16 protein-coding genes and 2 pseudogenes are annotated in these 22,448 nt (G+C 70.2%); 4 read left to right on the plus strand and 14 right to left on the minus strand.

The genetic code is table 11. The annotated features are described in order from the left end of the window. Window positions 1-132: 132 nt before the first annotated feature. From AC0699_RS04555 to AC0699_RS04580, 6 genes are all read right to left on the minus strand, one after another. Window positions 133-774, minus strand: coding sequence for a hypothetical protein (locus AC0699_RS04555; RefSeq protein ID WP_478655554.1), 642 nt, complete (start codon window positions 772-774; stop codon window positions 133-135). Between the two features lie 297 nt (window positions 775-1,071). After that, on the minus strand, window positions 1,072-2,388 hold the full coding sequence (locus AC0699_RS04560) for a lysine N(6)-hydroxylase/L-ornithine N(5)-oxygenase family protein (protein ID WP_478655556.1): 1,317 nt from the start codon (window positions 2,386-2,388) through the stop codon (window positions 1,072-1,074). Further along, window positions 2,385-2,981, minus strand: a complete 597-nt coding sequence (locus tag AC0699_RS04565) for a GNAT family N-acetyltransferase (RefSeq protein ID WP_478655558.1) — start codon at window positions 2,979-2,981, stop codon at window positions 2,385-2,387. Before AC0699_RS04565 ends, AC0699_RS04560 begins: the two co-directional genes overlap by 4 nt. Beyond that, window positions 2,978-4,765, minus strand: coding sequence for an IucA/IucC family protein (locus AC0699_RS04570; RefSeq protein WP_478655560.1), 1,788 nt, complete (start codon window positions 4,763-4,765; stop codon window positions 2,978-2,980). Before AC0699_RS04570 ends, AC0699_RS04565 begins: the two co-directional genes overlap by 4 nt. Further along, window positions 4,762-6,300 (minus strand): pyridoxal phosphate-dependent decarboxylase family protein, encoded by a 1,539-nt coding sequence (locus tag AC0699_RS04575; protein ID WP_478655563.1) that lies wholly within the window; start codon window positions 6,298-6,300, stop codon window positions 4,762-4,764. The genes AC0699_RS04570 and AC0699_RS04575 overlap by 4 nt, the downstream gene beginning before the upstream one ends. 12 nt (window positions 6,301-6,312) lie before the next feature. Further along, a complete protein-coding gene (locus tag AC0699_RS04580; RefSeq protein WP_478655566.1) occupies window positions 6,313-8,124 on the minus strand; it encodes an IucA/IucC family protein in 1,812 nt (603 codons plus the stop codon). A 191-nt stretch (window positions 8,125-8,315) separates the two neighbouring features. Between AC0699_RS04580 and AC0699_RS04585 the strand changes: the two genes are divergently transcribed. Beyond that, on the plus strand, window positions 8,316-9,830 hold the full coding sequence (locus AC0699_RS04585; protein ID WP_478655568.1) for an MFS transporter: 1,515 nt from the start codon (window positions 8,316-8,318) through the stop codon (window positions 9,828-9,830). Window positions 9,831-9,846: 16 nt separating this feature from the next. Here the strand turns inward: AC0699_RS04585 and AC0699_RS04590 are convergent, their stop codons facing one another. From AC0699_RS04590 to AC0699_RS04600, 3 genes are all read right to left on the minus strand, one after another. Beyond that, the gene (locus tag AC0699_RS04590; protein WP_478655571.1) at window positions 9,847-11,925 is read right to left on the minus strand and encodes an iron ABC transporter permease; all 2,079 of its coding nucleotides are present in this window, start codon (window positions 11,923-11,925) and stop codon (window positions 9,847-9,849) included. Beyond that, window positions 11,925-12,920 (minus strand): ABC transporter substrate-binding protein, encoded by a 996-nt coding sequence (locus AC0699_RS04595; RefSeq protein WP_478655574.1) that lies wholly within the window; start codon window positions 12,918-12,920, stop codon window positions 11,925-11,927. Before AC0699_RS04595 ends, AC0699_RS04590 begins: the two co-directional genes overlap by 1 nt. Window positions 12,921-12,984: 64 nt before the next feature. Beyond that, window positions 12,985-13,833 (minus strand): ABC transporter ATP-binding protein, encoded by an 849-nt coding sequence (locus AC0699_RS04600; RefSeq protein WP_478655577.1) that lies wholly within the window; start codon window positions 13,831-13,833, stop codon window positions 12,985-12,987. A gap of 218 nt (window positions 13,834-14,051) precedes the next feature. Between AC0699_RS04600 and AC0699_RS04605 the strand changes: the two are divergent. Further along, window positions 14,052-14,162: pseudogene (locus tag AC0699_RS04605) on the plus strand (IS630 family transposase); the annotation flags it as partial. A 171-nt stretch (window positions 14,163-14,333) separates the two neighbouring features. Here the strand turns inward: AC0699_RS04605 and AC0699_RS04610 are convergent. Together AC0699_RS04610 and AC0699_RS04615 are read right to left on the minus strand one after the other, a co-directional pair. Then, complete coding sequence (locus AC0699_RS04610; RefSeq protein ID WP_478655580.1) at window positions 14,334-14,792, minus strand: hypothetical protein; 459 nt, start codon at window positions 14,790-14,792, stop codon at window positions 14,334-14,336. Window positions 14,793-14,922: 130 nt separating this feature from the next. Beyond that, window positions 14,923-15,336 carry a Fur family transcriptional regulator gene (locus tag AC0699_RS04615; protein ID WP_478655583.1) on the minus strand — a complete coding sequence of 138 codons (414 nt, stop codon included), beginning with the start codon at window positions 15,334-15,336 and terminating at the stop codon, window positions 14,923-14,925. Window positions 15,337-15,530: 194 nt separating this feature from the next. On the opposite strand from AC0699_RS04615, the pseudogene AC0699_RS04620 reads away from it, so the two are divergent. Further along, window positions 15,531-15,759: pseudogene (locus AC0699_RS04620) on the plus strand (hypothetical protein). Between the two features lie 33 nt (window positions 15,760-15,792). Next, window positions 15,793-18,009, plus strand: coding sequence for a catalase/peroxidase HPI (gene katG / locus AC0699_RS04625; protein WP_478655585.1), 2,217 nt, complete (start codon window positions 15,793-15,795; stop codon window positions 18,007-18,009). A 113-nt stretch (window positions 18,010-18,122) separates the two neighbouring features. On the opposite strand, the gene AC0699_RS04630 is transcribed toward katG, so the two are convergent. The 3 genes from AC0699_RS04630 to AC0699_RS04640 all read right to left on the minus strand — a co-directional run bounded on the left by AC0699_RS04630 (window position 18,123) and on the right by AC0699_RS04640 (window position 22,387). Continuing rightward, window positions 18,123-19,199: an NAD(+)/NADH kinase gene (locus tag AC0699_RS04630; protein ID WP_478655588.1), complete on the minus strand. Its 1,077-nt coding sequence runs from the start codon at window positions 19,197-19,199 to the stop codon at window positions 18,123-18,125. Between the two features lie 84 nt (window positions 19,200-19,283). Beyond that, the gene (locus AC0699_RS04635) at window positions 19,284-20,732 is read right to left on the minus strand and encodes an ATP-binding protein (RefSeq protein ID WP_478655590.1); all 1,449 of its coding nucleotides are present in this window, start codon (window positions 20,730-20,732) and stop codon (window positions 19,284-19,286) included. Next, a complete protein-coding gene (locus tag AC0699_RS04640; protein WP_478655592.1) occupies window positions 20,729-22,387 on the minus strand; it encodes an NAD(P)/FAD-dependent oxidoreductase in 1,659 nt (552 codons plus the stop codon). Before AC0699_RS04640 ends, AC0699_RS04635 begins: the two co-directional genes overlap by 4 nt. Window positions 22,388-22,448 lie beyond the last annotated feature (61 nt).

Here is a 22,448-nt window from a genome sequence, read left to right on the forward strand (position 1 = left end):
GCGGCAGGTCGGTCACCGAGCGGCCGGCGTTCAGGCCGAGGTCCTCCCACCACGGCCGGTCGTAGCCGAGGAAGAGTTTGGAGGCCGGCCTCGGGGTGATCGACGGCGCGGGCAGAGCGAGGGTCCGGGCAGCTACTTCGTGCCGTCCTGTCGCGTTCCCGCGTGCATCAACCCTGGCGGGGAGGATTCCGGCTGAGGGCCCTTCCTCGCCCGAGCCCGGTCGCGGGACCACGCGCCCACACCTACCAGCACGGCTGCCCCGGCTCCGTACAGGGGCAGCCACTGGGTCGTCGTGGCCGCCAGGCAGTCGGCAACGGCGCCACGGCTCTGGGCCTCTTGCGCGTAGGCCAGAGCGGCGCTGTCGCGGTCAGCCAGGTTCGCCAGCGCCGCCCTCGACCGGATGGCCTCGTAGGTGCCCAGCTCGTGGCACCCGCCGCGAGTGCCTGACATCGGGAACAGCCAAGCCCAGCGCTGCAGCATCGGGGCCAGTGCGATGGCTACGCACAGGCCGATGACCAGCGAATACGCGACCAGACTGCGCAGGTATGCAGATCGGATGCCGGGCCTCCATGCCGGCAGTCGGTAGAAGGCGAAGATCACCGCGAGAAGCGTCATTCCGATGTACGTGGCGAACCACTGCCAGGAACCCTCCGCGAGTGCGAACGTCAGCACGGCGGCAAGGCCGATGCCGATGACCCCGGCCTGACCGCCGGCGTCCTGGCCCGCGCCGATGGATGCCGATTTCCGGGGCCCTTGAGGGCTGGGGTTGTTCACGGGCCTCTCCTGCAGGGTCAGAGGCCTCTCAGCATCTGTGGCGTGGCGCCGCGGGCCCTGGTGCCATGCCGGACGTGTTCGGCACCCCGCTCGGATGGAGGAGCCGCAGGGCGGACGCTGTCGCCGAGGGACCCCGGAGCCGCAACTGCGTGCTTCCCCCACGCGGGCCCAGCCTCGTTCGAGCGTCCGCGGACGCGGATCCGTGGTCGTCACCGGTGCGCCCGGATGGCCCGTACGGGGGTGAGCAAGGCAGCCGTTACGCCCGTCCGGCGGAATGCTTCGCCGGACGGGCGCCCCTTACGTAGCCCGTCGAGGCACGTCAAAACTGGTGAACGCGCTCCGCTTCGGCAGCCGGTAGGTCTCCCGGCCGGTGATGGAGTTGAGGATCGCGGCGTTGCGCACGGCGCCGATGTCCAAGTTCGGCGACGACACACCGTGGGAGTGAACCTCAGCGTTGGCCACGAAGATCCGGCCTGTCACGCCGTCGGCGAGTTCGACGGAGTGGTCGATACGTACCCGGGGACGGCCGCGGCCGTCTCGCAGGACCAGGTCCTCGACGGGCTTCAGGAACGCCGGCGTCCTGTTGCGGTAGCCGGTGGCCACCACGACCAGGTCGGTGGTGTGCTCGAAGGTCTCGCCCGTATCGCGGTGCCGGCAGGTGAGTACCGCCTGCCCTGCTTCGTCCATGGTCGCCGATTCGACGGTGATGCCGAAGCGGAGTTCCACCTCGGCCAGTCCGTGCTCCAGCTGGCGCCGGTAGAGCAGCTCGTGGATCTCCTCGAGCGTCTCGGTGGAGATGCCCTTGTAGAACTGCCACTGTTCGCCGACCAGTTTGTCGCGTACGTCCTCCGGCAGGGAATGGAAGTACTGCATGTATGCAGGAGTGGTCATCTCCAGCACCATTTTGGTGTAGTCCAGCGGCGCGAACGATGAAGTGCGGGTCAGCCAGCTCACCGCGGGGCCGCCGTCGAGGTTGCGGGCGAGGAGGTCCACGGTGACTTCGGCCCCCGACTGGCCGGAGCCGACGACCGTGACCTTGCTCGCGGCGGCCACGTCGGCCTCCCGGTACAGGTAGTCGCCGGTGTGCAGCAGGTTCTCCGGGGGCAGGCCCGCCAGGGCATCCGGGACGTACGGGGCGGTGCCGATGCCGAGGACGAGGTTGCGGGCGTGCAACCGCAGCCGGGTGCCGTCGCCGCGCACGGCGTGCACGGTGAAGCGTTCTGCGGTGGCGTCCCAGTGGATCTCCTCGGCGCGGTGGGAGAAGTGGACCGAGGGGAGTTTCGCCGCCGCCCAGCGCAGGTAGTCCTCGTACTCGCGGCGCGAGGGAAAGAAGTTCTCCCGGACGGTGAACGTGTAGAGCCGGTCCATGTCGTGGAGGTATTCCAGGAACGACAGGGGGTGGCGTGGTGAGACGAGTGTGACGAGGTCGGCGAGGAAGTTCACCTGCATCGAGGCGTCGCCGAACATCATGCCCCGGTGCCAGGTCAGCTCGGGCTGTTCCTCCAGGACGACCAGGTCGAGGTCGTCCACGGTCGATGCCAGGGCGGCCAGGCCCAGGTTGAAGGGCCCGCAGCCCACGGCCACGACGTCGTGCTCGGCAGTGGTCCCGTTCATCGGGGCAGGTCCTCCTCCGAACGCGGGTGGATCATCAGGGCTGCGGTCTTGTCGGGGAAGGTGACTTCACCGACGTGACGGAATCCGGCGGCGGCGAACGCCTTGAGCGAGGCGGCGTTGGTCACGTCGGGCTCGGCGGCCACTCGCGGGCATTCGGGGTCGGCGGCCAGCAGGCCCTCGGCGAGGGCGCGCAGCAGGGTGCGGCCCAGGCCCTTCCCCGTGCGGCCGGCTTCGCCGATGGCGATGTGCAGGCCGAGGTCGTGGGAGTGGTGCGGGTAGTACTCGGCGAGGCGGTCGCGCATCACCCGGTACACCTCGATGTACGCCAGCGGCCGCCCGTCCAGGTCGATCAGGACGGGAAGGATCGCATCGCCCGCGAGGTGTCCGGCGATCTCCTCGTACCAGCGCTCGCGCGGCCATGCCTGATGCCAGAAGGCATCGATGTGCGGCGACTGCATCCAGCCGTGCACCAGGTCCAGATCGGCTCCTTCGGCCTGTGCGACCCGGGCCGACCAGGAGCCGCTCAGAAGAGGAAGCGGCGGGCCGGGAACGGCGGCGGCTAAGGCGTGCTCGTCCTGGTGTACCGACGTCATGCTGTGGCCTCCTGCAGGGGGTTGGGGGCGTCGAGGTAGACGGACTGGGCGTCGAGGGGTGCGAGGACTTCGTCGATCCCGTGCAGCCGGGTGAGCAGGTTGCCCTTGCACGGCAGGGTGTGGGCCTCCAGCCAGCGGCGTGCCAGCCGGTCGCCGTCCGGCCCGGCTTCGGCGAGGGCGGGCAGTGCCGCCCGCAGCCGGTCGGCGAGGACGGCGAGCAGATCACGCTCGTCCGCCAGTCCGTCGACGGCGAGGCAGCCGACGACCGACAGGGCCTGGTTGCGCAGCAGGTAGTACGACAGCCGGTCGTCGACGAGGGCGTCCTGGACCACGGCCAGCGTGGAGGAGTCGGCGCCGAGCCGCTTCAGCAGACCGGGCAGGTACGACGTGGCGAGGTAGTAGCCCTGGTTGTCGCGGAACGTGCTGCCGGTCACCCGGCCCTGCGCATCCAGCCGTACGAGGGTGTTCTGCTGGTGGGCCTCCAGGCCGATGCCGGTGGCGGCGTACAGGTGCAGCATGGGGACCAGCACCTTGTCGGTGTAGTCGGCCGTCCACTGTTCGGCGGCGCCGGAGCCGAGGCCGGCGACCAGTTGACCGAGCGCGCTGCGGCCCAAGCCGGGGCGGGGTGCCACCAGGCCCACCAGGCAACGCAGGTTCTCGATGCCCTCGGGCACTTCGCGTACGGCGACGTCGAGGCCGGTCACGGCCGGACCCTCAGGGCGTCCCGGTACGTCGACGGCGAGCCAGGCGGGGTCGCGGGTGATGGCGAAGCCCGGGTGGGCCCTGAAGGTGTCCTCCGCGTAGCCGGCGTCGAGGAGCCGGTTGATCTCCAGGCCTCGGCGCAGTTCGGTGCGGGTGGACTCTCGGCGGGAGTTGGTCAGCCGCAGCCCGAGAGAGAGTTTCAGCATCACGTCGACGTCCGGCCGGTACACCGTGCGAACGCTGGAGGTCGGCCACCACTCAGGGCCCAGTTCGCCGAGCGGGTGCAGGGCGCCGGAGGCGACCAAGGCCTTGATGCGGGGGCGGTGCAGCAGGTCGCGGGCCTGCCAGGGGTGGGCGGGGACCAGCACCCGGCCGTCGTGCAGGCGGCGTTCGGCCAGGTCGGCGAGGAGCGCGATCGTGTCCCGGCCGGCCAGTGAGGGAGCTCCGTCGACCGCGTCGTGCGAGATCACCGATTCGTCGGCGGCGAACCAGTGCAGCCGGAAGGAGCCTCGGAGCTCGGGCGAGAAGGCTGCGGCGTCGTTGTCCGAGATGCCGTCTCGGCTCTTGGGCGCGGGGTGGTGCAAGTGGCCGAGGATCAGGGCCTGTTCCGCGTCGAGAAAGGCGTCGACCTCGGCAGGTGGCTTCGGGTGCGCACGCCGGTCGGAGATGAACGTGGTGACGCGGCGTACGGACTCGGCGGTGCGTTCCACCAGGTCGGCGACCTCTCCCGCCGGGACGCCTCCGGGGCGGCTGCCGCCGCGCACGGCCGCCTCGGTGGACAGCAGCGCGACGGCCGTCACCGGGTCGGCGGTCTCACCCAGCGGCCCCCCGGGTCCCTCCAGGCGGGCGGGGGCGAACCGGTGCCAGCCGGTGGGCGAGCAGTGCGTCACCTCGGTGACCAGGGCCAGTCCGGCGGTCGGCAGCTCGACCCGGAGCGGGCCGGGAGTGACCGGGGCGCCGGTCTCGCGGAGCCAGCATCGCAGCAGTGCCTCGACGTGGGCGTGTTCGGCGGCGCCCCGGGCGTCCAGTTCGTGCAGGGGGTCGGCGGTGGCGGGGGTCGTAGCCGCGGTGGCGATGCTCATGCGGCGCCCTCCTCGATGAGTCGTTCACAGGTACGGCCGGTGTCGAGGACGGTGTCCACGAGACCGTCGATGTCGTCGGGGGTCGCGGTGGGGTTGAGCAGGGTGAACTTCAGGCACACCTGCTTGGGTGAGCCGGGTCCGGCGGTCTCGGCCTCGGTGCGCCCGATGAGTGCGCTGCCGGATTCCAGCAGCCGGCGGCGCAGGGCGCCGTTGATGTCGTCGGCGGCGGAGGGGTCCGAGCCGCGGTAGCGGAACACCACCGTGGTCAGCTCGGCCGGGGCGACAAGTTCCAGTTCGGGCTCGTCGAGGATACGGCGCTCGGCGTGCCGGGCCAGGTCGTGGCAGGCGTCCACCATGCGGCCCATGCCCGTGCGTCCGTACGTGAGCAGGGTGGCGGCGGCCTTGACGGCGTCGGGGCGGCGGGTGGTCTGCAGGCTGCGTCCGAGCAGTCCGTCGTAGCCGGCTTCGGAGTCGTCGGTCGGGTTGAGGTAGGCCACTTCGCGGTCGAGGGCGGTGAAGGCGATGGTGTCGGACACCAGCAGCACGCTGGTGGCGGCAGGCTGCCAGCCGATCTTGTGCAGGTCGAGGGCTATGGAGTCGGCGAGCTCCAGGCCCGCCAGCCGGCCCGCCAGTCGCCGGGAGAACAGCGTGCCGAAACCGTACGCGGCGTCCACGTGCATCCACATGCCGTGCCCGGCGGCGATCTCGGCGATTTCCGGGAGCGGATCGATGGAGCCGAAGTCCGTGGTACCGGCGGTGGCGACCACCGCGACCGGCGTCCGGTCGGGACCGAGTGAGTCCAGGGCGGCGGCCAGCGCCTCCGGCCGCATGCGCCGGCGCTCGTCGACCGGCATCGGATGGACGGCCGTCTCCCCCAACCCGAGGGCGGCGCAGGCCCGGTGGGTGGAGAAGTGGGCGAGTTCCGAGCAGAACACCACCGGTCCCGGCAGTGCCGCCACCCCGTGCTCGCGGGCGTCGATGCCCCGCCGGAGGGCGGCGGCGTCCCGGGCGAGCAGCAGGCCCATCAGGTTGGACAGGGAGCCGCCGGGCGTGAGGACGCCGTCGGCGCGCTCCCCCAGACCGGCCAGGGAGGTCAGTACGCCGATGAGCCAGTGTTCGACGGCGAGAGCCGAGGCGCCGGAGTCGTAGGTGTCCAGCGAGGCGTTGCCGGCGCCGGCCAGGGTGTCCGCGGCGACCGCGACCGCGAGCGACGGCGGTTGCAGATGGGCGGCGGCCCGGGGGTGGGAGAGGTCGATGCCGTACTCGACGAGAACGGTGGCCAGCAGCTGGAGCGCGGACTTGGCCCCGAGCCCCTCGGCGGGGAGCTCGGCCGGCCCCAGGGCCTCGGAGGCGGCGGCGAGCACTTCGGCCGGGGTGCCCGCCGGGACGGGTCCGTCCGGACGGGGAGCTGCCGACACGGCGTCCACCACCTCGGCGAGGGTGGCGAGGACCTCGGCGAGGCCGTCGTGGGAACCGGCGAACAGGGAGGCCGGGAAGTCGGACGTACGGGGGCGTGTTCGGGTCAGCGGTGTCACGGCCGGTACTCCTCAGCCTTTGGCAAGCGGGTTGGGGTGCGTGCCGTTCGGGTACAGCGCATGGCGCAGCGCGCGGTCGCCGTAGCGGGTGACCACGATGCGGTCCCGGTTCAGGCCGTAGCGGGGGATCTCGGGGGTGAGCAGGTCGTACTCGGCGAACCGCTCGGCCAGCTCGGGGAACCGCTTCTGGAAGTCGAGGATCGTCTGCCGCACCAGCAGCCAGAACGTCTCCTCCGGTACCCCCAGCTGGTCGGCGCACAGCGGTGCCAGGTAGCGGAAGTGGCCGACGAAGACCTGGTCCATCACGTGCTGCTTGATGATCGAGGGGTGCTTGCGGGGCAGGACGTGGTCGTGTCCGTCCGGTTCCGGTCCGCGCTCGGGTACATCGGTGAAGGAGACGCAGACGTCGTCGACGAAGTCCTTCAGGTACAGGCGGACGGGTACGTCGTTCTCGTCGTAGCCGATCAGCGTGTTCTGCCCGTGCGGGTTGAACGTGACCCCGTACCGGTACAGCACGTGCATGATCGGCACCAGGAGGGTGTCGAACAGCCGTCGCAGCCAGTCCTGCGGGTCCAGGCCGGAGGCCCGGACGAGCTCGGCGACGAAGGCGTCGCCCGAGTGGTCGACGTGCAGGAGTGAGGCGAAGGTACGGACCCGCTCGTCCGGGTCCTTGCGCGCCGACACCGATTCGCGCCAGATGCAGCCGAGGGTTTCCAGGTGCTGATACGGGGCGTCGTCGAGCTTGGAGAGGTAGGGGTGGCGCACCGTGACGGAGGCGACCTCGCCGAGGAAGACGGTCCGGCACTCCTCGGTCAGGAACGCGTCGCGTTCCACCAGGCCGCGCAGCCACTGGGTGACGACGGGTGCTCCCATGGTGCAGTGCGGCGGTATGCCTCGCCATACCAGGGTGTTGAGGATTTTCAGCGGGAGCTTGACGTCGTACCGATCGACGCTGGTGGCGTTGGCCATCGTACGGATGGACTGGCCGGGCAGGTACGCGTCCGGGCTCTCGCCCAGCGGGATGATGCGCCGTTGTGCCACGTCGGCGGCGTGCAGGCTCTGGACGGCGTGGTCCCACTGCCAGGGGTGCACCGGCATCCACACATAGCCTGCCGGGTCGACACCGGCCTCCGTCAGGACCGCGGTGAACCGGTCCCGGGTCACCTCGTCCAGCTCCCGGGCCAGGATGGTCTGTTCGGACAGTTCCGAGGTCCCGCGGAACTCGGCAAGACCGCGGTGCACGGCCACCCACTGGAGCTTCAGCGCCTGCGCCGACTCAGGAGCGTATTGGCGCACGTCGGTGGCGGAGAACCCGATCCGGCCCTTGTTGGCGACGAGCAGGTTGTGCCCGGTCATGCGGCACTCCAGCTCCGTGTGGCCCAGGGACCGCATCTCTGCCACGGTTTCACTGCCGTGGGCGATGCGCGCCGCGTCGACAGCGAGGGTGGCGGAGAGTTCGGTGAAGTACGTGGCGATGGTGGACGGGTCGCTGCCGATCGTCGAGGCCGCTTCCATGAGGAACTGCAGGGCGTCCCAGGCGGGTTGGGCGATGGAGTTGCCGAGCATGCTGGTGGCGGTACGGGTGATCGACTCCGGGTCGACACGCAGCCAGCCGAACGCGCCGGGCACTGCGTTGAACGCGTAGGTCGTGCCGCTGTCGAGGTCGAGGCGGTAGCCGCCGCCGTCGGCTTCGACCGCCTTGAGCATGTCCTCGAAACACCACTCGCCTATCGCTTTGGCGAGAAGGCGTCGATTGGCATCGCGCCAAGCCGCAGGGGCGACGTGCGGCAGCGCGGGCACGGGATGGTCAGCGGGGTTGAGCATCAGGCAGCTCCGATGTCTGTCTGGATCAGTGCGGCTCGGACACCTGGACGCCCAAGCGGGGGTTAGATTAGGTTAGGCTTACCTAATGAACAAGCCCAACTTCCGGCCAGATGGCCTTAGTTGCACTCTGATGGGCCGTCAGCATGCATGAAGTTGGCCCACCCCTGGACTTCGAATCGAGGTGATCAGCGGTGCCTTCCTGTCGTCGCACCCCCCGATGGACCTTCGCCCTGGTCAGCGCCGGCGGCGTGATGATGACCCTGGACGTGACCGTCGTGAACGTCGCCCTGTCCGACATCGCGCGGGACCTGGAGACCGGGCTGGGCAGGGTGCAGTGGACCGTGTCGGCGTACTCGCTCGCGTTCGGGGCGCTGCTGCTCACAGCGGGCGCGCTCTCCGACCGAATAGGCCGCCGGACCGTGTTCACGGCCGGAATGGCCCTGTTCACCTTGGCGTCGGCCGCATGCGGTCTCGCGCCGGACGCCGGCACCCTCATCGCCGCCCGCGCCGCCCAAGGTCTGGGCGGGGCCATGGTGTTCGCGCCGACGCTCGCCCTGATCGCCGCCGCCTACGAAGGCGCCCGCCGCCAGGCGGGAATAGCCGCGTTCGCGGCCATCGCCTCCGCGGCAGGCGCGCTCGGCCCCATCGTCGGGGGGCTGTTCGTCCAGGCACTCGGATGGCGGTGGATCTTCCTCGTCAACGTGCCGATCGGGGTCCTGGTCGTGGTCGGCGCACTGGCCCGCATGCCCGAATCGGCACCACCCGCGACCCGACGGCGTATCGATCCGCTGGGTGCGGTGCTCGGCGTCGGCGCGCTCCTGGCGCTGCACTATCCGCTGGTCACCGGCCCGGAAGCCGGGTGGGCGGCGACGGAGGTGCTGGTTTCGGCCACCGCCGGCGTCGTACTCGCCGTGGCCCTGGTGGCCAGTCAGCGGCGCGGCGACGGCCTGATCGACATGGCACTGCTGCGGATCCGGGCGTTCTCGGGCGCCGCGGTGCTGGGGTTCCTCGCCCGGCTGTCCAGCCTGGGCGTGCTCGCCTTCACCACGCTCTGGCTCCAGAGCACACACGCGTACTCGCCGCTGGAAGTCGGCGTCCGCCTCCTGCCCCTGACGGGCAGTCTGCTGCTGGCCGGACTGTCCGTCGCCCGACTGCAGCGGGTGTTCCAGCCCGACGCACTGGTGGCCGGTGGCTTCGCAGCTCAGGGACTGGGGCTGGCCGGCCTGGCCGCCGCCGGCGCGGGCTGCGGTGGCCAGGCGGCAACCGTCACCGGACTGGTCCTGCTCGGCGCTGGAGGGGCCGTCATCTTCCCGCCGTTGATGGGCGTGGCGGTGAGCGCCGTGCCCGCCGACCGGGCCGGGATGGCCTCCGGGCTGACCAACGCCTGCTACCCGCTCGGCACCGCCACCGGCGTCGCTGCCTTCGGAGCCCTGTTCGCCGCCCGCTTGGACGGCGGTCTGGGTGAGGGCCCCGCTGCGGCCGCGCCGCTGCGGGAGGCTGTCGAGACCGGGCGGTTCGAGCTCCTCGACTCCGCTCTCCGGCCAGTCGCCCGGTCGGCCTTCTCCGGCGCCTTCAGTGCCGTGTGCCTGGCCTCCGCTCTCGTCTGCCTGCTCGGTGTACTGGCCGCACGCACGCTGAGGGCCGAGGCGGAGGCCGTCGGCGGCACCGCGAAGCGCACCCGGTCCCGTGTCACCCAGACCTCCTGACGCGGACCCGACGGGCTCAGACCTCGCGAGTCCGGCGCAGCAGCCACACCAGGTAGGGCGCCCCGACCAGGGCGGTGACGATTCCCACCGGGATCTCGGTCGGGGCGAGCAGCCAGCGGCCGAGGGCGTCCGAGGAGACGACCAGTACCGCTCCCAGCACCGCCGCCATCGGCACCATGCGGGCCGTGCTGTTGCCGACGATGCGGCGGGCCAGGTGCGGAGCGACCAGGCCGACGAAGCCGACCGCACCGACGGCCGCGGCCGTACCGGCCGCCAGCACGGCGCCCGCGCCGAGGACGAGCAGCCGGGCACGGCCCAGTTCGAGCCCCAGCGCGCGTGGCAGTTCCTCACCGAAGGCCAGTAGGTTCACCGGCCGCGCGGCGACCACGAGCAGCAGTGCGGCCAGGGCGGGCAGAGCGAGCCAGCCCAGCGCCGCGAAGTCCCGCCCGTACGTGCTGCCGGCCAGCCAGCCGAGCGCGGCCGCGATGTTCATCTGCGCGCCCACCACCATGATGTTGACCAGAGCCATCGAGGTGGCGGCCGCACCGATGCCGACCAGGACCACCCGGGTTGGGTCGAGGCCGGTCCGGCCACCGTTCCGGGTGCCTCTGGCCACGAGCACCACGAGCACCAGCATCAGCACGCCGCCGATGCCCGCCGCGGCCGGCAGGGCTGCCAGCGGCGCCGAGGGGACGAGCAGGATGACGGTGATCGCGCCGAGCGAGGCACCGCCGGTCACGCCGACGAGCCCCGGTTCGGCCAGCGGGTTGCGTACGACCGCTTGCACCGCGGCCCCGGCGACCGCCAGGCAGGCCCCGGCCAGGGCCGCCACCAGGATGCGCGGCAGCCGGAAGGACACCACCGCTTCGGTGATCTGCTCCGCGGAGCCGAACACCGCCGCGGCGAGCTGGCTCCAGCTGATCTGGACGTCGCCCACCCGCAGCGAGACGGCCATCGCGACGGCCAGAGCGATCAGTCCGCCGCCGATCGCAACGGCGTACGTGGGTGCGCGGCGCTGATCGGAGACCACGACCGCCGCACCGGTGTCGGCGTCGCCGGTACTCACCCGGCGGGCCAGTGCCATGAAGACCGGGCCGCCGATCAGCGCCGTGACCACACCCACCGGGATCTCGGCCGGCTGAGTGGCGGACGGGGTGACGACCAGCTGGGCGGCAGCGTCGGCGCTGAGCACGAGCGCGCAGGACAACAACGCCGCCATCGGGATGAGCAGCGTGTGCCGGCGCATGCCCAACTGCCGGACGATGACCGGGCCGATCAGTCCGACGAAGCCGATCGGGCCGGCCAGGGAGACGGCCGCGGCGGACAGCAGTACGGCAACGAGGAAGGCAGCAGGGCGAACGCGTTCGACCCGTACACCCATCGCCTGGGCCGTCTCGTCGCCGAGCGCCAGCAGGTCCAGCGGACGCGCCAGGAACGGGGCGATCAGCGCACCGGCGACGACGACCGCGCCGAGAGTGAGTGGCCGCTCCAGACCGGACTGCATCAGGGTGCCATTGCCCCAGAAGAACAGCCCTCGAGTGGCTTGGACGTCGAGCATCTGCAGGAACTCGGCTGCCGAGGTGGCGGCCAGGGCTACGGTCGCCCCGGCGAGCAGCACCCGTCCGGGCGTCAGGACGCCACCGCTGGTGAGCAGGTAGACCAGGGCGACCGCGAGGAGCCCGCCGAGGAACGCCGCACCTCCGGCAGGGATCGGGCCCAGGCTCACGCCGGTGAATGCGACGAGCACCACGGCGAAGTAGGCTCCGGCGTTCACGCCGAGGGTGTCGGGGGCTGCCAGGGGGTTGCGGGTCGCTCCCTGGACGAGCACGCCGGAGACTCCGAGTGCGATGCCGACGACGAGCCCGGTCAGGGTACGCGGGAGCCGGCTGCCGACCAGGACGTCCTCGGTGCGCGCATCGCCGTGGCCCGTGAGCAGGTCCACGATGTCGCCGATCCCCACCCCGGACGCGCCGAGACCGAGGTGGACCACGCCGACCAGGCACAGGACCAGGGACAGGCCGCCGCCCACGAACAGAGCTCGTGGGCGGCGGCCGAGCGGACGGACCGGAGCGGCCGTCAGTCCTTCCGAGGCCATCAGACCTTCAGGGCCTTGCCGGTCTCGTCCAGGATGTGCATCGCCGACAGCGGGCCGCCGAAGAGCCAGGTGCCCGGGTCGAGCGGCAGCGCCTTGTCGTTCTTGACGAAGTCCAGGCCCTTCCACACCGCGTTGCCCGCGAGGTCACCGGTGAAGGGGTTGTCATTCTCGGCTGCGACGTACAGGAAGGTCGCGTCCTTGTCGACCTGGGTGAGGCCCTCGACGCCGACCGTGGTCATCCCCCACACGTCGGGCCGGCCCTTCCAGCCGTTCTTCAGCCCGGCGAGGTTCAGCAGCTGGGGCGCGATGGCATCGTCGGTGAGCATGCGGATCGAAGCCGCGCCATTGGCGGTGAAACCTTGGGCGAGCGCGTACTTCACGCCGCCCTTGCCCGCCTTGTCCAGCCGGCCCTTGAGGTCGGCAGCCTTGGCGTCGATCTGCTTGTTCACCTCGGCGGCCTTGTCCTCCTTGCCGACCGCCTTCGCCAACTCGGTGAAGTTCGTCTTCATCGTGTCCAGTTGGGGCTTGGTGGTGTACGTGAAGGACACGACGGGGGCGATGTCCTGGAGCTGCTTGAGGTTGGCCTTGGACCGGTCGTTGTCGATGACGATGAGGTCCGGCTGCAGGGCCTTGATCTTCTCAAGGCTCGGCTCGTTCCGGTTCCCCACGTCGGTGACCTTGTCCGGCAGCGCCGCCCCCTTGGCGGTGATCCAGGTGCCGTAGCCCTCGTTGTCCGCGTTCCCCACCGGAGTGACACCAAGGGCGACCAGCTCCTCGGCGTACGTCCACTCCAGGGTGACCACCTTCACCGCCGGCTTGTTCAGTGTGATCTTGCCCAGCGCGGTCTCGACGGTGACCTGGCCGCTCGCCGCCTTGTCCCCGCCCGACTTCTTGTCCGCGGTGTCACCGACCGTCCCGGAGCCACAGCCGACGGCGGTCAGCATGAGTGCCACAGTGGTGCCGCCGGTCGCCAGGGCGCGCAGCATTCTCTGCATGGTGAGTCTCTCCTCGTGTACTGGGTGGTGCGGGGAAACGCTCTCGGCGCGGTGATCCATTGGGTCAGGACGCGGTGGAGGCACCGGACCGCTGGGGGAAGCAGGCCAGGTATCCGGTCGCCGGATCACGGACGACGTTGACACGCAGGCCGAACGCCCGGTCGATGATGTCGGGGTTGAGTACGTCCTCCGGGGTGCCGGTGGCCGCGATCCCGCCGTCTGCGACCACCACGACCTCGTCGGCGTAGGCCGCCGCCTGCATCAGGTCGTGCAGCACGACTCCGCAGGCGATGTCGTGCTCGCGGGCCAGCCGGCGTACGACGTCGAGCACGTCGAACTGGTGGCGCATGTCGAGGTACGTGGTGGGCTCGTCCAACAGGAGGACACCCGCCCGCTGCGCCAGCACCATGGCCAGCCATGCACGCTGGCGCTCGCCGCCTGACAGCTCGTCGAGCCGGCGCTCGACCAGCGGGGCCGCGTCCGTGACGTCGAGGGCCCAGTCGATCGCTGCCGTGTCCTCGGCCGTGTGCCGGGCAAGAGCGCCCCGATGGGCGTACCGGCCGTGTCGTACCAGCTCACGCACCGTCACACCGGCGGGAGCCTGGGAAGTCTGAGGAAGGAAGGCCAGGCGTTGGGACAGAACGCGTCGCCCGAGTGAACCGAGCGGTGCGCCATCGATGCGTATGTCACCGCCGATTGGCGTCAGTAGACCGGCCACTGTCCGTAACAGAGTAGATTTTCCACAGCCGTTGGGGCCGACCAGAACGGTGATCTCACCTGCCCTGAGTAACAGGTCCACTTGTTTCAACACCGGGCGGCCCGCGTGCCCGACGTCCAGATTCTCCGCCACCAGGCGGACGTCGCCCATGGAACCACGTTCCTTCCCCACCTCCGGAACTGACCGCGCCACCATACAACTTAGGTAAGGCACGCCTTAGATATGCGGCAGTGAGCCTCCAGCTTGTGACCATGTCGAGACCTCACACGCCACCGTGCGCTCCTCCCGCACCCACACAACCTCCTTGTGGGCAACAAGAGTTACGGCTAGTGCTGTGACCGCATGGGTTCGCCGGGTTGGTGGTTGGAGCGGTTGGATGGGCGGTGACGTCCGTTCCGACTGCTGGAGGTGCGGTGGCCGATCCTGTCCGTGTACGCAGGTTGACCGACCAGGAGGGGCAGAAGCTGCAGCAGATCGTGCGCCGGGGCAGCACCAGTTCGGTGCGCTTCCGGCACGCGATGATGCCTCGGCTGCTACTCGATCGGCGACGACACCCTGTGGGGCCTCAACCGGCGAAGGAAGGGAGCCGACAACACCCTGGCCGCACTGCGGGCGGTCCCGGCTGCCCGCCCGTACGGCGCCCCCCTCTCACAGCCGCAGCCTGACCCGACCGGCGAGCCTGCCTGGTCACAGCACTAAATGTGGACGAGGATCTGCCGAAGGGGGTACCCGAGCGCGTCCGTGAGGGAAGCCAGTTCCTCGTCGGTCAGCCATCCCCGGTTCGGATACATGACCTCGATCCTGAACCGGGCGAACCCCATCGGCCAGTCGTACGCCAGCTCGTTGAGCGACGTCTCGACGTCACAACAGGGAACCGTCACCATGAGCGTCGAGAAGCCCTCGTCGTAGCGTTCCGAGACGGCCTCACCCCACCAGCCAGATGCGACCTCCGCACCACAGTGCGGGCAGGAGATCCTCTTCAGGTTGGCGTAGCAGTGGACCACCTCGACGCTGTCGTGCCACTGGGCTTCCAGACCACGGCGGGCGTCGTCGTCAAGCATCCCGGCCAGCACAGCCGCAGCACGATCCGCCGCATCCCTACTGGGCTGCCAGTACGGATCGGCCGGAATCACCGTCAGGTAGTTGTCACTCATCGCCCGCCTCCCCGCACCGTCGCGGTCCACCCTTCGCCCACCGACCCGGCGCACCTATCCGGTGACAGCACCAGGCACGCACGGTCAGCACGGCAGATCGATGATGACGAGGGCGGGCGGTTGCCGCGGATCAGCCGGCGCAGGATGGGCACAGCCCGCGGTAGGTGACCTCGACCTCGGACACCGTGAAGCCGAACCGTCCCTCCGCCGGGAGGTCGGCCAGCGGATCGCCGGCCGGGTGGACATCGCGGATGGTGCCGCAGCCGGAGCACACCAGGTGCTGGTGCGGGTGGTGGGCGTTGGGGTCGTAGCGCTTGGCGCGGCCGTCGGTGGAGACCTCTATGACCTCACCGAGGGAGACCAGCTCACCCAGGGCGTTGTAGACGGTCGCCCGGGAGATCTCGGGCAGCCGCTGTGCCGCGCGGGCGTGCACCTCGTCGGCCGTGAGATGCACGTGTTCGCCGTCGAGGACCTCCGCAACGACGCGTCGCTGGGAGGTCAGCCGCCAGCCACGCCCTCGCAGTCGCTCCAGCAGGTCACTCATATCGGTTCACCTATTCAGGTTCGGTGGGATACCCCAAGTTTACCGGTGGACATCCGGGTTCCGATTGGATATGGGTTTGGCGCGCTTATTGACTTGGACTCTGTCCATCGTAGGATCAGTTCCGGCGATAGCCAAGGGACAGGAAGACTCCAGTACAGGAGGAGACAGAGCGTGACGGGACCACCGCCGAGGAGCTGCGCGGTGCCGGCTTGCGGCTGACGGCCGCCCGCGTCGCGTCGCTGCCCGAGACCGTCCGGCACCGTGGCCACCACGGCACCGCGGCGATCGCCTCCGCGGTGCGCGACCGTCTGGGCGAGGCTCCTGTCGTGCCGCGTCCTACGACCACGGCTTCTCGACCGACGAGGCCGAGGTCATGTACTGGGGGGCCTGCGCCCCGACTGTTCCACCGCCCACAGTTCCTGAGCACCGTGATCCGCCCCGTCCGGAAGGATTCCCATGTCTGAGAACCACGATGCAAACGTCGTCGACGCGCAAGCGCAGGGCGGAGGTGGCTGCCCGGTCGCGCACGAGCGCGCCCTGCACCCGACCCAGGGCGGCGGCAACCGCCAGTGGTGGCCGGAGAAGCTCAACCTGAAGATCCTTGCCAAGAACCCCGCCGTGGCCAACCCGCTCGGTGAGGAGTTCGACTATGCCGAGGCGTTCCAGGGCCTCGACCTCCCGGCCGTGAAACAGGACATCGCCGAGGTGCTGACGGACTCGAAGGACTGGTGGCCGGCCGACTTCGGCCACTACGGCCCCTTCATGATCCGTATGGCCTGGCACAGCGCGGGCACCTACCGCATCAGCGACGGCCGCGGTGGCGCAGGCGCCGGTCAGCAGCGCTTCGCCCCGCTCAACAGCTGGCCGGACAACGTCAACCTCGACAAGGCCCGCCGTCTGCTGTGGCCGGTCAAGAAGAAGTACGGCAAGAGCCTGTCCTGGGCCGACCTGATGATCCTCGCCGGCAACGTCGCCCTGGAGTCCATGGGCTTCAAGACCTTCGGCTTCGGCGGCGGCCGCGAGGACGTCTGGGAGTCGGAGGAGGACGTCTACTGGGGTCCCGAGAAGGTCTGGCTCGACGACCAGCGCTACACCGGTGACCGCGAGCTGGAGAGCCCGCTCGGCGCGGTCCAGATGGGCCTCATCTACGTCAACCCGGAGGGCCCGAACGGCAATCCGGACCCGATCGCCGCGGCCCGCGACATCCGCGAGACCTTCCGCCGCATGGCGATGAACGACGAGGAGACCGTCGCCCTCATCGCCGGTGGCCACACCTTCGGCAAGACCCACGGCGCGGGCCCGGCGGACCACGTCGGCGCCGACCCCGAGGGCGCCCCGATCGAGACGCAGGGCTTCGGCTGGGCGAGCACCTACGGCACCGGCAAGGGCGGCGACGCGATCACCAGCGGCCTCGAGGTCACCTGGACCAGCACGCCGACCCAGTGGAGCAACGGCTTCTTCAAGAACCTCTTCGAGTACGAGTACGAGCTGACGGCGAGCCCGGCCGGCGCCCACCAGTGGGTGGCGAAGAACGCCGAGGCGATCATCCCCGACGCGCACGACGCGTCGAAGAAGAAGCTCCCGACGATGCTCACCACTGACCTGTCGCTGCGCTTCGACCCGGTCTACGAGCAGATCTCGCGTCGCTTCTACGAGAACCCCGAGGAGTTCGCGGACGCCTTCGCGCGCGCCTGGTACAAGCTGACCCACCGTGACATGGGGCCGAAGTCGCTGTACCTCGGCTCCGAGGTCCCGGCGGAGACCCTGCTGTGGCAGGACCCGCTGCCGGAGGCCGAGGGCGAGGCCATCGACGCCGCCGACGTCGCGGCCCTCAAGGCCAAGCTGCTCGACTCGGGTCTGACCGTGTCCCAGCTCGTCTCCACCGCATGGGCGTCGGCCTCGACGTTCCGCACCAGCGACAAGCGCGGTGGCGCCAACGGCGCGCGTATCCGCCTCCAGCCGCAGGCCGGCTGGGAGGTCAACGAGCCCGACGAGCTGGCGCAGGTGCTCCGTGTCCTCGAGGGCGTCCGGTCGGAGTTCAACTCCGGCGCCAAGAAGGTCTCCCTGGCCGACCTGATCGTCCTCGGTGGCGCCGCCGCCGTGGAGAAGGCCGCCAAGGACGCGGGTCACGACGTCGAGGTGCCGTTCGCCCCGGGTCGTGTGGACGCCACGGAGGAGCACACCGACGCGGAGTCCTTCGCCGCGCTGGAGCCGGCCGCCGACGGCTTCCGCAACTACCTGGGCAAGGGCAACCGCCTGCCGGCCGAGTACCTGCTGCTCGACAAGGCGAACCTGCTGGGCCTGAGCGCCCCCGAACTGACCGTGCTGGTCGGCGGTCTGCGCGTCCTGGGCGCCAACTACCAGCAGACGGCGTACGGCGTCTTCACCGACGCCCCGGGCAGGCTGACGAACGACTTCTTCGTCAACCTGCTCGACCTGGGCACGACGTGGAAGGCGACGTCCGAGGACCAGAACACCTTCGAGGGCCGCGACGACGCGACCGGCGAGGTCAAGTGGACCGGCACTCGTGCCGACCTCGTCTTCGGCTCGAACTCCGAGCTGCGCGCGCTCGCGGAGGTCTACGCGAGCGATGACGCGAAGGAGAAGTTCGTGAACGACTTCGTCGCGGCGTGGGTCAAGGTGTCGAACCTCGACCGGTTCGACCTCGTCTGATCATGCGCGTCCAGGCCGGCGGGCCCGCGCCGGCCGGCCTGGACGTCCTCAGCCGTACCGCTCCTGACCAGCTGTTCCGGCCGGTACTTTCGCCGGGAGCACAGCCGCATCGGTCACTGGAGTGGGTAGGTGTCGGTTCGGACGGGCGGCAGGCTCAAGTGCCCCAGATCGGCCGGTGCCGGAGTCGTCAGGGGCCACAGCGGTGCGGCTTCCCCGTCGGCGGCCGCTGCCGGGGCGTCGGTCAGCCTCATTCGCTCGCGCAGACGGCCGTAGAAGTCGGTGGGCCCGAGCCTCACGGATCGCAGGGGACGCGGTGCGGCGTAGACGCCGATCCACTCCCCGGGCCGGAGTACGCCGCGCAGTTGGCCGTCGATGCTGACCGCTGCGTGTCCTGAGCGTTCGAGGAGGCGCAGTGCGATGGGTTCGTCCGGGGCGGCGACGACGGAACGGTTGAAGGCCATGTGGGGAGCGACGGGGGTGAAGACCAGTGCCTCGGCGCGTGGGGAGATGACCGGTCCGCCCGCGGCGAAGCTGTAGGCGGTCGACCCGGTCGGTGTGGCGACCATGAGCGCGTCGGCGGAGTACGAAGCCAGCAGCCTGCCCGCGAGGTAGACACCCACCGACACCTGATGATCTCGCACCAGCTTCTCCAGGACGACGTCGTTGAGCGCGGTCGCATTCAGTGCGATACCCCAGCCGCCGCCCTTGTCACATTCCGGGCGTACAGGGGGTGGTGGCAGAAGTGGGCCGCGACCGTAGCGCATCAGGGGTTCCATGCCTTCGGGCATTTCCAGGGGGCACGAAGCGCGCATGGTGAGCAGCATGCGGTTCTCCGTGTTGACGCGTTCCTCGTGGACGGCGTCCAATGCCAGTCGTACGTCCTGGACGGGGACCTCGGTCAGGAAGCCCACGCGTCCGAGATCCACACCGAGCACGAGGGCGTCGTGCTCGGCGGCCAGTCGGGCACCGCGCAGGAATGTGCCGTCTCCGCCCAGGGTGACGATGAGATCGGGGTCGCCGGCGGCGTCGAGCTCCTCTTGGGCGCTGTGCCGCTGTTCGCCTTCGTGCCACACGTCGATGTCCGTGCAGCGGACGCCGTGGCTGTCGCACCAGTCGCGAACCGCCCTGGCCGCCTCGACAGCTTCGGGGCGTCCTTCATGGACGACGAGTCCGACTCGTGACACTGCCATGTTCTGCCTCCTCATGGGTGCGGCGCGCGCTTCTGGGGCGTCGTGGTCGCTCGTCGCCCCAAGGCCGGTGCGAGCGCGGCACGTTCAGCCGGGCTCCTGTGCCGCTGGGGAGGCGATGGGGAGCGCGACACGAAACCGCGTGTCGCCGGGGCGGGATGCGACGCGGATGTCGCCACGGTGTTTGTTCACCACGATCCGATAGGAGATGTCCAAGCCCAGGCCGGTACCCTCGCCCACTGGTTTGGTGGTGAAGAAGGGCTCGAAGATACGCGGCCGGATCTCGGGGTCGATGCCGGTTCCGGTGTCCCTGATCTCCACGAACGCGTGAGTTTCGTCGTGCCGGGTGGCGACCGTCAGGATGCCGCTGCCGTCCATCGCGGCCAGCGCGTTGTCGATGAGGTTGGTCCACACCTGATTGAGTTCCGCGCCGTAGGCGGGGACGGCCGGCAGGTCGCGGTCGTACTCCTTCACCACGCGCACGCCCTCGGGGATCTTTGCCTGGAGCATCACGAGGGTGGCGTCGAGGAGTTCGTGGACGTCGACGGGCTGCTGGGCGGTCCGGTCCAGCTGGGAGTACTGCCGGGCCGCGTCGACCAGTCCGGAGATGCGCCGGACCGCATCCTCGATCTCCCCCATCAGCAGTTCGGTGTCCACGGTGTAGCTGAGCCAGCCGACCGCGGCCCGCCGGTTGTCGTCCGACAGTCCCGCTGTGGCCTCGGCCAGCCATCCGGCATCGATGCCACCGGAGACGAGGACGGGAGCGATGTCCCAGGCTCGTTCCATCCCCGCGTTCTCGAGCCAGTCCCCGAGTTCGTCCTCGGCGTCCGCCGCCTCGATCGCCGACAACGGGCGCGCGGCGATGGCCCGCCGCACCGCGGCATCCTGCATCTCGACCAGTTCGTGCAGACGTGTGCCGTCCACCCGGCCGTCCGCGACGAGCGCCAGTTTGTGCCGCATTCCTGAGACACGGTCACGGAGGGTGTCGGTGGCGCGCACGGCTGCGGCTGCGGGATTGTTGAGCTCGTGGGTCAGACCCGCCGTCAGTGAACCCAGGGCGACGAGCCGTTCACGCTCACCGACGATGACATCGATGGCGCGTGTCCCGAAGAACAGCCCCTCGAGCAGGTGCAGTGCCATGGGGAACCAGGTCCGCACGGCGGTGGCGAACTCGGCAGCGGGCAGAACGAAGAACTCCGCATCGGTGACCGCCCGCATCGTATGGGAGTAGACCTGGTCCACACGGTCACCGAGGTAGGCCTGCGTGGCGCCCCCGTAGGCGCCCCTCAGATCCGTGCGGCTGAGTTCGATGTCGTCGCCGTGGAGATGCCGGCTGAGCGCGACAGTACCGTTGAGCAGCACGAAGAAGCAGGTCGCGCTCTCTCCCTGTACGTATACGGCCGTTGACGTCTCGCGCACTTCGACGCGCCCGCGCTCGGCCAGCCAGGACAGCTGCTCCGCGTCGAGCGCCTCGAAGAGAAAGAGGGTGCGCAGCTCGTCCGGGGTCAGCGCGCTGCGGGAGGCCCGGGCTGTCATTGCGCCTCCAGGTAGCGGTGCACCAGCGTGACGGCCATGGCTCCCTCGCCCACCGCCGAGGCGACCCTCTTGACCGACTCGGCGCGGACGTCACCGGCGGCGAACACCCCGGGGACGCTGGTTTCGAGGTGGTAGGGGGCACGCGCCAGTGGCCACCGGGGCGAGCGGCTTCCCGCTGCGGGCAGGTCCGGCCCGGTCAGGACGAACCCACGTCCGTCGCGCGCCACCACGCCGTCCAGCCATTGCGTCTGCGGTTCGGCGCCGATGAACACGAACAGCCAGGAGGCGTCGACAGTGGTGTGGCTCCCGGTGCGGTTGTCGCGCAGCGTGAGCCGCTCCAGGTGGCCTTCGCCGTCGCCGGCGGCCACTTCGGTGCGGGCGTGGATCTCGATGTTGGGGAGGGCCTCGATCTGCTGGATCAGATAGTGGGACATCGACCGAGTGAGGTCGGGACCGCGCACGATCAGGTGGACGCGCCCTGCGTAGCGGGAGAAGTAGACGGCGGCCTGTCCGGCGGAGTTGGCGCCGCCGACGATGTACACGTCGTCACCCTGGCAGCCGGCCGCTTCGAAGGACGCCGCGCCGTAGAAGACCCCGGCGCCCGTGAAGGAATCCAGGTTCGCTCCCGTGAGCCGCCGGTAGGAGACACCGGTGGCGAGGACGACGGTGTGCGCGCCGATGGAGGTGCCGTCGGCGAACCGCAGCACGCGTCCCGCTCCCGCCGCTTCCAGAGCCACCACTTCGGTCGCGCTGAGGATCTCGGCACCGAATCGGGCCGCCTGCCGCCGGGCCCGGTCGGTCAGTTGAGCGCCGGACACTCCGTCGGGGAAACCCAGATAGTTCTCGATGCGGCTGCTCTGTCCCGCCTGTCCCCCGGTCGCGCTGCGTTCGACGAGCACGGTGCGCAGGCCCTCGGAGGCGGCATAGACGGCGGCGCCCAGTCCGGCCGGCCCCGCGCCGATGACGACGACGTCGTAGAAGTCGGCGGCGGGGCTGGTGCGCAGGCCGACCCGCTCGGCGAGTTCCGCTTCGCTGGGGGCGTGCAGCGCCTTTCCGTCGGCTGTGACCACCAGCGGGACATCAGCCGCGGTGAGGCCTGCCGCTTCCAGCAGCTGTACCCCCTCGGGCTCGTCGGCGGCGAGCCACCGGTAAGGGACCAGGTTGCGCGCGAGGAATTCCCGCACGGCGAACGAGGGCGCGGACCAGCGATGGCCGACGATCCGCGTCTCGGCGGCGCCGGGGTCGGGTGCCGCGTCCCAGAGCTCCAGCAAGGTGTCCAGGACGGGGTAGAGGTTCTCCTCCGGGGGAGTCCACGGTTTGAGGAGGTAGTGGTCGAGATCGACGACGTTGATCGCGTCGATCGCCGCTCCGGTGTCGGCGTACGCGGTCAGCAGCACCCGGCGCGCCAGGGGGAACAGGTCCATCGCAGCTTCGAGGAACTGCACCCCGTTCATCGTGGGCATGCGGTAGTCGGCGATCATCACGGCCAGCGGTTCGCCGCGGAGTTTGACCTCGCGCAGAGCTTCCAGGGCCTCGTCACCCGAGATCGCGCGCAGCACCCGGAACCGATCGCCGTACCGGCGTCGCAGGTCGCGGGCGATGGCCCGGGAGACACCGGGATCGTCGTCGACGGTCAGGATCGTCGCCTTCGACACCACTTCATCATGCGCGCGTGGCGGTCCTCACGCTCGCCGGCCGACTGCCCTCATGGGCCGA

The organism is Streptomyces sp. NPDC043870, from assembly GCF_056435785.1.